The sequence below is a fragment of the Ruminococcus sp. 1001136sp1 genome, assembly GCF_039841815.1.
GTDB lineage: Bacteria > Bacillota > Clostridia > Lachnospirales > Lachnospiraceae > Blautia_A > Blautia_A faecis.
In genome coordinates, this window is record NZ_JBDPGY010000004.1 from 136,778 (window position 1) to 150,065 (window position 13,288).

Here is a 13,288-nt window from a genome sequence, read left to right on the forward strand (position 1 = left end):
TCATTCCCCCTTATTTTTTCGGCAATTATAACTGTTCAAAAATCCATTTGGGTTACTGTTCACTCCGTTCACAGCAACACGCTTCGTGGCTCTGAATAGCACCAGCAAATTTTCAAAAGCTGGAAAATTGCTCTTTTTTTCTTATAAAAAGAATATCATAATTGAATTTTTGAGACAATAATAGTGGGAAAGGTTACGGTTTTTATGCACAAGATTGCTTTTTTTATGCACAACACAACCTGTTTGACAACTATCCAGAAGGCAGTGTGAAGATACTAAACAGTTATCCTGTTAAAAAAAACTGCCGTGTCCAATATGTTTCTTAAACATATCAGACACGGCAGTTTATCAGAGGCATCATACATCCTGTAATATTGGCAGTTCTAAAGTCTGCCCCCTAATCATTCTTACAATCTGCACGCCCCGCTTTACGGTATATTTTGTCTTCTTTCAGTAGGCGTAGCCTGCTTCGCGCTCTTGCAACTTACCACACTTTGACTTTAATAACCACCTTTTTTCTGCCGGAGCGTACCGTAACTTTTGCAGTACCTTTTTTCTTCGCTGTAATTACACCACCTTTTGTCACAGTGCAGACTTTCTTATTAGATGTGGTGTAGGTCACTTTCTGCTGGGTTGTGATCGGTGCCAGAACCGGTGCCAGGGTCTGTTTCTTCCCTTTCTTTAAGGTGATTTTCTTCGGTACACCTGAAATTTTGGTGGTTTTCACAGTTCCCTTCTGGATGGTAACATTCACAGTTTTTACTGCACCGCCAGCCAGAGTCACTGTAAGTTTCGTCTTTCCTGTTTTCTTCTGAGCCTTCAGCGTAACTGCACCGTCTTTGGTGTAGGAGCTTACTTTCAGAAGCTTACTGTTGCCTGAAACCACAGATGCTACATAGTCCCCACTCTCCATGCCGGAAATCTTGAGCACTTTTGTGGTCTGTTTTATTTTCATTTTCAGGCTGGAGGCTGTAAGTGTCATTTTGGAAGTCAGCGGATTTCCATTGTCTCTTTCTTCTGTGGTCTGGCAGAGCTTACAGATTCTTTTCTCTTTCTGAGCTGCAAATACGGTAGCATCTGATGTCTTTTCCCATTCTCCCCAGGTATGTTCTGTCTTCGCGATTGTTTCACCGCCGCTTAATCTGGTTCCGCAGGTCTTGCAATAAGTATCTCCTGTATAACCTTCACTTGCACAGGTTGCAGCTTTTTTCCCTCTGACCTCTGTTTCCCCATGTCCCTTCGCTGGCAGCTTCTCGGTTCTGGTCTGCCCACAGTTCATACAGGTAAAGGTTCTGATGCCTTCCTCAGTACAGGTAGCTTCCTTTGTCACTTTTCCGTTATCCCAGCTGTGGGCATCTGGATTCACCGGCAAAACCTCTGTTCTGGTAATATGGCAGTCCGTACACTCATAGCTGATAATTCCAGTGGAAGTACAGGTAGGCGCTATGACTACAGTTCCGTTATCCCAGCTGTGCTCTACTGGCGGTTTTGTCTGCGATACCATACCGATATTTACTTCGGTTCGAAGAGGCGGAACGGTCATCCAGTCACTCCATGTAGTTTCATATCCCTCTTTCTCGTATTTTACTCTCCACCAGCCTTCTGGAACATCCCATGCATATTTTCCGTCTGCATTTGTCTGAAGAGGATTGTACTGGTTATACTCCCCCGCATTCCATTTCGTTCCATACTCGGATGGGGACGGCGTTTTATTCCAGAAATCATCAGATTCATCATATGAAATCCAGTAAGCTGTTACGGTAACATCCTCAATTCTCTCTCCTGTGGAAAGATCAAACACATAGCCGCTTGGATCTACTACAAAACGAAGCTTGAATTTTTCCCCTTTAATATCTGCTTTTCTGATATCCCAGAATAATGAGGAAGCTGCTGTAATCGTTCCCAATATGGCAGTCAGCGCAATTACCGGACCTGCGCCCATCGCACCTCCGGCTACGACCAGTGGAATCATCGCTGTCATGATCATAAACATTTTCTGGTCGCTTTCCAGATTATCCACAGCTTTCAATTTCTCCTTTAATTCCTGGTCGGAATAGTTACCGCCGGAAGCCAGTACGTCTTTTCTCAGCTCATCCATGTCTTTCTCAATCTGATAGTTCTGATATAACATGGACGCTCCCTTATTTATTGTTGACAGGTGGGAGGAAATCTGGGAAAGTGTCCAGTACTGATCCAGAGTACCGGCATTATCTGTAGCAGTGTCCAGCATAAATCCGATGTATTTATTTCCGGTAACATCCTTTACCAGCATATACCAGGTGCCTTTGTCGGAATAATCCAGGTTGCAGATATACTTGCTGTCATCATACCCCGGGATCAGATAGCCCATATCTTTATTGGCTTCGTCGATCAATCCCTTCCATGTTCCCATACTGGAGCTGTTGCTCTCGTCAAACACGCTGATGGTGACATCCAGTCCTACATCTTTCAGATCTTCCCCGAATTTACTGAGATCAATGGTTGCGTCATAATCCGTTGCTGTATTTTTCCTTACCGTAATATCATTTTCTGCGCCTTCGGGAAGTCCTTTCTGCAAAGCCTCCCAGTCAACATCCTGTCCCATTTTTACTTCTGGAACTTTTTTGTTATATTCATAGCTGATCACACCAGGAACATAGTTGTGATCGGATTCATCGAAATATCCGTCTGTCACAAACGCATTTTTTTCCGGATCATAGGTTGCTTCCAGATATTTCGTCTGGTTGTTTCTGGTGCTTGTAACGTACAGAGTCTTTATCTGATCCGGGTTTTCAAAGGTAAGCTCATAGTCAAATTTGCTTTTCGGAAGGTAATACACCAAAGGTGTTACTCCGTCTGTCTTTGTCAGATCGTAGGATTTTATTTTGTCATGCTCATTATAGTACATTTTGAAGGACTCGATTGAGGGTTCTCCTTCATTATAAGTAACTGCGGCAGTTCTTGTTTCTGTTGTACCATCTGCCTGTGTGCAGAGTGCTTTGATCTTATAGGTCTCATAGTTGGAAGGATTTTCCAGTGTAAGGACGGCAGACCATAAGCCGGCCTTTGATACCTGGACTGTCTGCTGTTCTTTCTCATTCACAAGCGGGGTAACAGTTCCACCGGCATTTGCCATACCGGAAACATTTACGGTTGGCTTTGATACAACATCTGGTGCATCTATGGTGAACAGATTAATACTTTCATTCAGTACACCGATGATTTCCTGGCTGGAGTTTCTGTTCTTTTTGTAGTTCAAAATAGCGTAGCTGCGTGCTGCCGACTGACTCTGTGCTTTGATACTGAAACGGATAATTCCAGAAGTACCGCTCACAGGAATGGTCAGTGTCCTGTCCTTTAAATTATAGTTCTGGCATAACTCCCCATCCACCTTTAATGTAGATTCGTCAAGCTCTCCGTTGGAAGGAAGAACCAGCTTCACATTCAGGTCGCTTACTGCGGATTTCCATGTGTCTTTTATGTTATAGCGTACTGTCATGGCCACATATCCATTGGCTGTGGCACTTCCGAAGTCTCCGTAATAGCTGGTGTCTGAACGATCCAGGACGGTTTCGGCGCTGTCCGTATAAGTTCCTATTTGCTCAAATGGAATATTATTTTCAATGGCATATATGGTTGCCATAGAATAATAACTGCAATGTATCGTCAGCTGTGGGCAGTTTTCGAATACAGCTTTCCTGATATCAGTAGTGGAATCTGGAATGTAAATGTTCTTTAAACCTGCGCAGTCGGCAAATGCATAATCTCTTATTGTCTTGGTATTGGATGGAAGCGTTACTTCTGTAAGTCCGGTTGCTCCTGCGAATGCGTATGCACCGATTTCGGTCAGGCTTGATGGCAACGTTACACTGGTTAGTGTGGTTAAGCTTGCAAAGCTGTGGGGTGCGATTACCTTTACTCCTTCCGGAATCTCTATCCCGGTCAGCTTCGGACAGCCGGAAAATACATTTCCATATTCATAGCTGTTCGATCCGTTTCCACTGGGGCTGTTTACCCAGTTCACCGGATAATTGGCACTGACAAGATTGCTGCAGCCTCCAAAGACTTTATAGCCCAATGTGGTGATGCTGTCTGGCAGATGTATGCTGGTGATACTGGTACAGTTTTCAAATGCATAGGCGTATATGGTGGTAAGACCATCGGGAAGCTCCACACTTTCCAGCACTGTATTTCCCTGGAATGCTCTCGCCCCGATCACCTGAACCGCATAACCACCTATGGTAGACGGAACCTGAACGCTGGTGGCACTTCCGGAATATCTGGTAATACGCGCATAGCTGTTATTTACAATTACATAGGAAAAATCACCTTCTTTCATCTCTGCCGATTCAGAAAGAGCCTCTTCCAATTCATTTGTCTCTCCAGTTTCCTCTACGTTTTCTTCCACGTCGCCCGAAACAAAAGCTGCAGCATCTCGCTTTACCGCCTCATCTCCCGCTTCTGCTCCATCCATTTCCGCAGATTCCCATCCATCAGAACCATTTGCTGAAGATTCAACTGTTTCTGATTCTCCAGACCAGAATCCATCCTCGTCAGTAACCGTTTCCTCCGATGTGGTCGCTGAATTACTCTCTTCCAACGTATACGCTTCCGATATACCGGTTGTCGCATCGGCTTTCATGTTGATTTCTGTGTTGGTTTCTGTGTTAGATTCCGCGTTGGTTTCTGTGTTGATTTCCGTGTTAGTTTCCGCGTCGCCTTCATTCAAACTCTGGTTTTCAATAGAATCTTCTGCGAAGAAGTCCGCTGCAGCTGAAGTCCCAATTTCTTCTGCCGCATAAATCGGAATGCTTTGTGCACACATTGCAACACTCAGCGAAATTGCAAGTATCCGGCTGATTGCCTTCCTTTTCATAATTCTTTTCTCTCCCTTAAATTCATTTGTAACTGGTCAGAATCAAATGCCGAAATACAAAGCATTTTGAAAATTAGCACTGAACAATTATATTTATTTTTGATAATTGACTAAATCCATTTTAGCATAGCTATTTTCCCCTTACAATCACAAACGGCGCCGGAAAAGTTAGTTGTCGTTTTTATGTATAAGCATGCAATTTTTATGTACATTCTCGAGTTCAATCCGACCGATAATTGTACTATCAATGCTGACGGTACAATTGCTAACCAAATAAAATAATAGCGTAATATTACGCAAAAAAGCCTCACTGATCTGATAACAACTCTGTATAAGCGATATCAGATAGTGAGGCTTCTTATTTGGTAAACTATAACTGCGCAATGCCTTCACAGTTACCGTATGTTTACAATGTATCTTTATTCAGTGAACAGTGGTGTAGAATAATATCTGTCACCAGTATCCGGAAGAAGTGCTACGATCACTTTGCCCTTGTTCTCAGGTTTCTTCGCATACTCGATTGCAGCGCTTAATGCAGCACCGGAAGAGATTCCAACCAGGATTCCTTCTTTGTGTGCAAGAAGCTTCGCTGCTGCAAATGCATCATCTGCCTCTGCTTTATAAATTTCATCATAAACCTTGGTATTCAGAACATCCGGAACAAATCCGGCACCGATTCCCTGGATCTTGTGCGGACCTGCTTTTCCCTCAGATAATACCGGGGAGGTAGAAGGCTCAAGTGCTACAATTTTCACATTCGGGTTCTGCTCTTTCAGATATTCACCTGTTCCGGTAAGGGTTCCGCCTGTACCAACACCTGCGATGAAGATATCAACCTTTCCCTCAGTGTCCTTCCAGATCTCCGGACCTGTAGTAGCCTTGTGCACTGCCGGGTTCGCCGGGTTCACAAACTGTCCTGGGATGAAGCTGTTCGGAATCTCCTCTGCCAGTTCGTTGGCCCTGGCAATGGCACCTTTCATTCCCTTGGTTCCATCGGTAAGAACAAGCTCTGCGCCGTATGCTTTCAGAATGTTTCGACGCTCAACACTCATGGTCTCTGGCATGGTGAGGATGATTCTGTATCCCTTAGCTGCTGCGATAGATGCCAGACCGATTCCGGTATTTCCAGAAGTTGGCTCAATGATTACGGAACCTTCCTTCAGGATTCCCTTCTGCTCTGCATCCTCGATCATAGCCTTGGCAATTCTGTCCTTAACGCTTCCTGCCGGGTTAAAGTATTCCAGCTTCACAAGAACAGTAGCTTCCAGTCCAAGTTCCTTCTCAATATTAGTAACCTCTACAAGTGGGGTGTTTCCGATCAATCCAAGTGTTCCCTTATAATATGCCATATCCATTCCTTTCCCGGCGCCTGCGGCCGCTTTACATTTATTCGAGGTGATGTCGCCGTATGGCGGCCCGCCTGTTATGTCTGTATCTGCCCCCAGTAACTGCCAGCTTGCTTCTTCGGCAATAATTGTCGATATTCCGTATTGATTTACTGGGTTATTTATTCGTTAAATGGATATTACCACTATTAACCCACTATGTCAATAGGTTTTTGGGATTTTATATGAGAAAATAGATTAGAGCGTTACTGTTCACTGGTAACGTTCCGCGAGGTGTTTTTTGTGAACAAAGTTCACAGAAAACCCGAGAATTGCAGCGCGAAGCGCGTTACTGTGAACGGAGTGAACAGTAACATTAGAGCCGTCGCGTAGCGACGCTTGTACGATTTCTATACACTATAAAATCTCCACAATATGCAAGAAAAGTGCATCTAGTACTAAGTTTCGTGTTTTTAGCTGGATGCACTTTATTTTCAATAAATTATCACTCCTCTGCCTCAGCAACTTCACAGACCATCTCATATGCATCTTCCAACGCGTCCAGAGCCTCAGTCAGTGTATCCACTTTCCTTACATCTGCGCCATCATCCTCATACTCCTGGATCAAATCTGAAAACTGGTCTTTCAGTTCCTCCATGTACTCTACTACCTGCTGTAATTTTTCCTCTTTTTCCAGTACGGATGATAAATTAATAATTTTTCCCATAGTATGATGTCCTCCGCTTTCAAAAAATAGTTTTCTAAAGGTTTTTCATATTTTCCACATCATAACATGTCCGAAACGTGCTCTCAATATTTCGCTTCAAGTTTCGCCTGCAGATTATAACGTATATTTTACAGAAAACCTTTTTTCAAACACGCTATAAAGTTTTTTCCTTTTATAATTATAACGTAGTCTGTAAATTCTTTTACAGGATTCCGCCCCGCATACGCCGTCTCGTACTGCGCCAGCTATAATTTGCAAAAGCATCCTGGATTTCCTTTCGCTTAAGACGACTAATGGGGATTTCTGTCTTATCCGACAGCTTCAGAATATCCGTAGGCATAGCCACGATTTCCCTCATGGAAACCAGCGCCCACCGGATCGGGCGGCAAAACTCATTGGCTGGCAGAACCTTTTCCAGATCTGCCATAGACATGGAAGCATCTATCACGCCCTTTTTCGTGTGAATTTTCGCTCGTTTTCCATCTGCTTCTGCATACAGAATATCGGAAATGTAAATGCTCTCCTCCAGCCGTCCCACTTTCACGTTCACAGTCCGCAGGGAGTAGACACTGTCAAAAAAGCGATCCAGAATGTGAAACAGCTTCTCTTTTCTCACTGGCTTCACCATGTAATGAAGCGCCTCAATATCAAAGGCCTCTGCTGCAAACTCCGTACTGGTGCTCCCGAACACGATCTGCACCCGGCTGTTTCTTGAAATCAGCTTCTTCGCCGTCTCCATACCGTTCATCCCACTCATAAAAATATCCATAAAAACCAGTGAATAAACGGATGTATCTGAGGATAAAAATGCCTCCCCGGAAGAAAATTCTTCTATTTTCACATATAGGTTATTTTTGTCTGTGTATTCCGAAAGCAGCCGGGTGATATTCTCCCTGTCTTCCGCAAGGTCATCACAAACCGCTATTTTTATCTCCTGGTTCATGTGTAATTCCTCCCATAGAATCTGTCTGAGGTCTGTTTCTGAATCTGCCATCCCTCATATTTCTGCATAATAAATGCCGCATTCTCCGAGTAAAAATCTGTCTTTTATGATTCGCTCAGTTTTTGAAACATTTCCAGATATTCCTGCTCTACTTCAACAAACGGCCGCACTGTATAATCCAGCTCAAAGTGCAGCTTCGGTGCATCACCCGGTTGTTTCTCTTCCAGAAGAACCTCTAAATCATACCAGAGAAGATCATCATCGATTTCTTTCAGACGTTGCGCTTCTTCATCAGTCAGACTGCTTCCCAGAAATTTCTTATAAATCACCTGAAGCAGCTGCTCTTCCACCTCACGGTATCTGGGCATCTCCTGCTTCAGCGGACGGGGCACATCTGACATATAGCACTCGCTGGCATCATGCAAAAGACAAGCCAGCGCCTGACGATTGGAATACCCTCGCCCAAGAGCCTCCTTCGCACAGCAAATACAATGCTCCCCAACAGACCAGAAAGAACTTACATGTCCATTTCCCCTACAGGTCAGCGACAACGCATGTGCAATATCCTGAATATCAATCTTCTCCGCCTCCGGATGAACCGGATTGAAATGGTTTCTTGTGTATGTGGTTATGTAACTCATAGGATGCCTCCCCTACTGCTCTTTTCTTTTTCTTGCAAGATACTCATCCAGTTCTTTCTTGATTTTCTCCGGAATCTCCCTTGCAACCGGACACACTGCTGCATTTGCAAAACGTTCTGTAAACTTCACCAGAAAATCAATATCCCCCTGTAGCTGCTCCATGGACATAACCTCCTTCACATCATAGCGGCAATGAATTGGTGCCACATTGGAGCTGGCAATTCTGGCAAAAGAGAGTGCCGGAATTCCGCTGTCTGCAAAAGGTGTAGAATCACTGGAATACACTCCAGTCTTTGCCTCAATTGGAAAACCGATTTCTGCTGCCATATAAGATATATAATGTGCCAGCTTGTCCTCTGCGGAAACACAGGAGATAAATTTACCCATATAAGTTCCAATCATATCCAAATTAATGTTCAGCACTATTTTGTCCAGTTCCTCTTTATGCTCCTTCACATATGCTTTAGAGCCCAGAAGCCCTCTCTCCTCACTTCCGCAGAATACGAAACGAAGACCATAGTTTAGTTCTTTTCCCTTCAGCTGTTCCATAATTCCAAGCAAACCTGCGCAGCCACTCATGTTGTCATAAGCGCCGTGGGATAAAGAAGTGGAATCGTAATGGGCACTAAGCACAATAAACTCGTCCCGTCTGCCAGGAAGCTCTGCAATTACATTGTGGGACTCTCCGTCGTACTCTTTCTGGGAAACCTCCAGACGAATGTTCTTCACCTTATTTTTCACCAGTTCTACTGCCTGGCTGGAATGGATCATGGCGCAAAGAACTTTCCGTTCTTCCCCTACAACGGCTTCGCGCAGATCGCGCTGGTCAATATCTGTATTTGGATAATACATATTTCCGTACTGGAAAATAATTCCCTTTGCTCCTGCTTTTATCAGGTCCTGGTAAACAAAAAATCCAACTCCCTGAGTGTCCATCAGTACAATTTTATCTTTTGCACCTGCTATGGAAACAGGATCCGTTCCCGGCATATAATAAAGCTCTCCCTCTACGCTGCCGCTGCCACAGCAGTTAAACACCTTACAGGTGATTTCCTTCCCATCTGCAAACAAATGCGCAGATTCAATCTCTCCCATAGCAACCCGAAAAGCCTCCAGATGAGCTGGCACTCCCAGCGCCTCGCACTGATCTTTCAGAAATTCAGCAACTTGCAGTTCCTCCTTCGTGCCACTGGCGTGGACGAAATCGGTGAATTCGAAAATATTGGATAAATTCATGATGGTTTTCTCCTTTGTGAATTGAAGATAAAATCTCCGGCTCTCAGAGTGTCCCTGAGAACCGGAGGTTTGTTTTTATAAATTTCACTTAAGTTTATAACATTTTACGTATTAATACCTTTCATCGTGATTTGTTTCCCTTACTTAAATTTAGTTTTCGGTTACATTTGCTCTTTTTTCAAACAGATACCCCATTCCACGACCTCCAATCTCGCCCATCATCTCTCTTGCCTCGTCCACGGGCACATTCATCTTTATTAGTAAAGTCCATAAAATCTTCTTGTAAATTTCTTTTATCGCTTCCGGCGCATTGCTGTAAATAGAGTTGATTTGCTGGATACATCCTTGATATCTTCAGACTGAACATTCGCAAACAATGGAATATTCGTATAATTTCTCAAAAACTGGCTGGCAAGTGTATCGTTTTTGAAAATCTCCCGGCTGTTCACATCTCTTGTATGCAGCTCCGGATGGTAAGCAGTGTCTCTTTTTCTTTTGTTCTGTGGCTTTCTGCTCATTTTTCCTCCTTACGCAGGAAACGCTTCACAGATCAAAAAATATCTACAAGTTCATAGTAACACGCACAAATTCAGAATACAAGAAGGGACCATAAAATTTTCACTTCATATGATTGACCATAGAATGCCTTTTCCAATGTTTTACTAATAGTGCGTTTAAAGATTGCATCCAATCTCCTTCTTGACAGCCATGCTTCTTTTTATATCTGTCTCCCCTCACAAATAACCAAATATAATATGTACACTCCTTAATTTACTTTAAAAGAAATAGCCATGCGAGCCCCCTCGCACAGCCATCTCATATCTTTCATATTATTCAATTCCCTCACACAAACGGATTATAAAATCTCCCCCACCGTATCGTCACCGTCATGCTGACTACCAGCAGTACCACGCCAACTCCAATTGCCACAAAGTCCCTTTTCTCAAAAGGTCTCTTCATATACCACGTTCTCTTCTTATCCTTTCCAAACCCACGCAGTTCCATCGCATTGGAAATAGTGTCAATCCGATTCAGGCTGGTGAGGATCAGCGGTAGAAGAATATTCACCGAATTCTTCAACCGGGCAAAAAAGTGCTCGTTTTTTCCAAGTTCTACGCCCCTTGCCTGCTGAGCCTGGCTGATGCTGTGGTAGTCACGCTGAATGTCTGGAATGTATCGAAGCGCAATCGCCACAGAATAACCCACTTTATAGGAAATTCCAATACTGTTCAGGCTAGCAGCAAACTCACTTGGGTTCGTTGCAGAAATAAACAAGATCGCAACCGGCAGCGCAACAAAATATTTCAGAGAAATATTCACCATATAAAACAGCTGCTCTGCAGTCAGATCATACCGCCAGAACAGGTGGCAAAGCACATGTCTGGTGCCATACAGCGTCGTTCCCTGGTTAGGATCAAACAGGAAAATAAACAGATTATTCAACACCAGAAATACCAGCATAAAAATCATCATAAACCGCACTTCGCGGAACTTAATCTTACTCAGTTTAAACGCCGCCAGGCTCACCGCAAACAGCCCAAGCAGTACCCACGTATTATAAGTAATCATACTTGCAAAAGTAAAAAGCAGGAAAAACGCCAGTTTGGTGGTACCTGTCAGCTTGTGTATCACACTTTCCCTTGGCAGATAATTCAACACTGTCTTAGCGGCCATGGCTTCGCACCTCCCTGTCCTCCTCAATAAAACGCTGCACAAACTCTTCCGCCGGACTGATTCCCAGCTGGTTCGCCAGGGTAAAAAGGCTTGTCTCCTTCAGTGCCGCCTGACGGATCAGCTGTGGATCACAAAGAACTGCTGCCGCGCTTCTATCCGCGATCAGCCTGCCATCTGCAAAAACCAGTGCCCGGGGCGTATATTCCAGCATCAAATGCATATCATGGGTAATCATCACAACTGTTACCCCTTTTTCATTCAGCCCACGAAGGAACTCCATAATCTCTGTATAATGGCGAAAATCCTGTCCCGCAGTCGGCTCATCCAGAATGATCAGTTCCGGATCCTGCACCAGCACACTGGCAATGGTCACACGCTTCTTCTGCCCGAAGCTAAGCGCCGATACCGGCCAGTTCCGAAATGGGAAAAGTCCGCAGACTTTCAAAGTTTCCTCCACTTTTTCCCGAATCTCTTCCTCGCTTTTTCCCATATTGCGAAGGCTCAGTGCCACCTCATCAAAAATCATGGTCTTGGAAATCATCTGATTGGGATTCTGCATCACATAGCCAATATGTTTGGCTCTGTGGCGGATATTTTCCTGCAGAAGATTCCTTCCCTGGAAAAGAATTTCACCGGAATCTGGTGTCTCAAAGCCGCAGACCAGTTTGGAAAAAGTAGATTTCCCGGCACCGTTTTTCCCTACAATGCTGACCATTTCACCCTTGTGGATTGTAAGAGAAACATCACGTAAGGTCTGACTGCCTCTCTCATAACCAAAGGTAAGATTTCTAACTTCAAGCAGCGGCTCATGTTCTTTCTCAGCCTCTGCTGCCGGGCGGGACCAGAACCAGTCTGTCATTTTCTTCCGGTCTGCCTTATCTATCACAACAGAATCAACATGTGCCGGTTTCTTCGCAGGAGCAAGTTCCACACCTGCATAACGCAGTGCAGTAAGATAAAGGGGCTCCCGGATTCCATTTTCTTCCAGAAGTCTGGTGGACAAAAGCTCATCCGGATGAAGATCTGCCAGAATTTTTCCATCGCCCATAAGAACGATACGGTCCACATCTCGCCACAAAACATCCTCCAGACGATGCTCAATGATCACCACCGTAGTATCTGTTTTTTCCTGAATCTCGTCGATCAGCTCAATAGTCTGCTTACCTGTAGCCGGGTCCAGATTGGCCAATGGCTCGTCGAACAACAGGATTTTCACCTGATCCACCATTACCCCCGCCAGACTGACGCGCTGCTTCTGCCCTCCGGAAAGCTCGTGGGGCGCGTAATCCAGATGATCCTGAATTCCGACCAGCTCTGCCGCGTGACGGGTGATCTCATGCATTTCATCCTGCGGCATGCAGCTGTTTTCCAATGCAAAGGCAATATCCTCGCCAACCGTCAACCCGATAAACTGACCATCAGGATCCTGCAGCACTGTACCTACATGTGCAGAGAGCTGGAAAATGCTGCTCTTCGGCGCATCCACACCATCCACAATAAGTTCCCCGCTGCATTCTCCTGGATTGGAAAAAGGATTCAGGCCATTGATGCAGCCTGCCAGAGTACTTTTTCCACAGCCGGAAGGACCTGCGATCAACACCCGCTCGCCAGGATAAATATCCAGATTAATTTCCTTCAGCGTAGGCTTTTTCTGTGCCCGGTACTGGAAAGAAAAGTTTTTGAAAGAAATAATAGGAGATTTTTTCTCTGTCATATAGTACCTCAAAATCAAATATCCTGAAGCGAATCCATCGTCAATTTGTAAACAATGTGACTGCTTCAGAACCACTTAACAATTTGCATCTCTATAAGTGTACACCTTACACCATCTCAAAAGGATAACACGAATTTCTTAAATCCACAATAAAATTTCTTACCAAAGTTTAT

The 13,288-nt window shown here is 44.3% G+C and carries 9 protein-coding genes; all 9 read right to left on the reverse strand.

Features of this window, described 5'->3' with window-relative positions:
- Nucleotides 1–484 precede the first annotated feature (484 nt).
- Nucleotides 485–4,855, reverse strand: a complete 4,371-nt coding sequence (locus tag ABHC48_RS04950) for a leucine-rich repeat protein (RefSeq protein ID WP_195982872.1) — start codon at nt 4,853–4,855, stop codon at nt 485–487.
- Between the two features lie 419 nt (nt 4,856–5,274).
- Nucleotides 5,275–6,204: a cysteine synthase A gene (gene cysK / locus ABHC48_RS04955; protein ID WP_195982871.1), complete on the reverse strand. Its 930-nt coding sequence runs from the start codon at nt 6,202–6,204 to the stop codon at nt 5,275–5,277.
- Between the two features lie 481 nt (nt 6,205–6,685).
- Entirely contained in the window at nt 6,686–6,907 is a 222-nt protein-coding gene (locus ABHC48_RS04960; RefSeq protein ID WP_173716773.1) for a hypothetical protein, read from the reverse strand.
- Between the two features lie 202 nt (nt 6,908–7,109).
- Nucleotides 7,110–7,850 carry a LytTR family DNA-binding domain-containing protein gene (locus ABHC48_RS04965; RefSeq protein WP_173769152.1) on the reverse strand — a complete coding sequence of 247 codons (741 nt, stop codon included), beginning with the start codon at nt 7,848–7,850 and terminating at the stop codon, nt 7,110–7,112.
- Nucleotides 7,851–7,954: 104 nt separating this feature from the next.
- On the reverse strand, nt 7,955–8,491 hold the full coding sequence (locus tag ABHC48_RS04970) for a hypothetical protein (RefSeq protein WP_118577906.1): 537 nt from the start codon (nt 8,489–8,491) through the stop codon (nt 7,955–7,957).
- 12 nt (nt 8,492–8,503) lie between these two features.
- Nucleotides 8,504–9,727, reverse strand: coding sequence for a M28 family metallopeptidase (locus ABHC48_RS04975; RefSeq protein WP_347505201.1), 1,224 nt, complete (start codon nt 9,725–9,727; stop codon nt 8,504–8,506).
- 293 nt (nt 9,728–10,020) lie between these two features.
- Nucleotides 10,021–10,245: a hypothetical protein gene (locus ABHC48_RS04980; RefSeq protein WP_118577904.1), complete on the reverse strand. Its 225-nt coding sequence runs from the start codon at nt 10,243–10,245 to the stop codon at nt 10,021–10,023.
- 325 nt (nt 10,246–10,570) lie between these two features.
- Nucleotides 10,571–11,401, reverse strand: a complete 831-nt coding sequence (locus ABHC48_RS04985; RefSeq protein ID WP_173718008.1) for an energy-coupling factor transporter transmembrane component T — start codon at nt 11,399–11,401, stop codon at nt 10,571–10,573.
- Entirely contained in the window at nt 11,391–13,115 is a 1,725-nt protein-coding gene (locus tag ABHC48_RS04990) for an ABC transporter ATP-binding protein (protein WP_215661178.1), read from the reverse strand. The genes ABHC48_RS04985 and ABHC48_RS04990 overlap by 11 nt, the downstream gene beginning before the upstream one ends.
- Between the last annotated feature and the right edge of the window lie 173 nt (nt 13,116–13,288).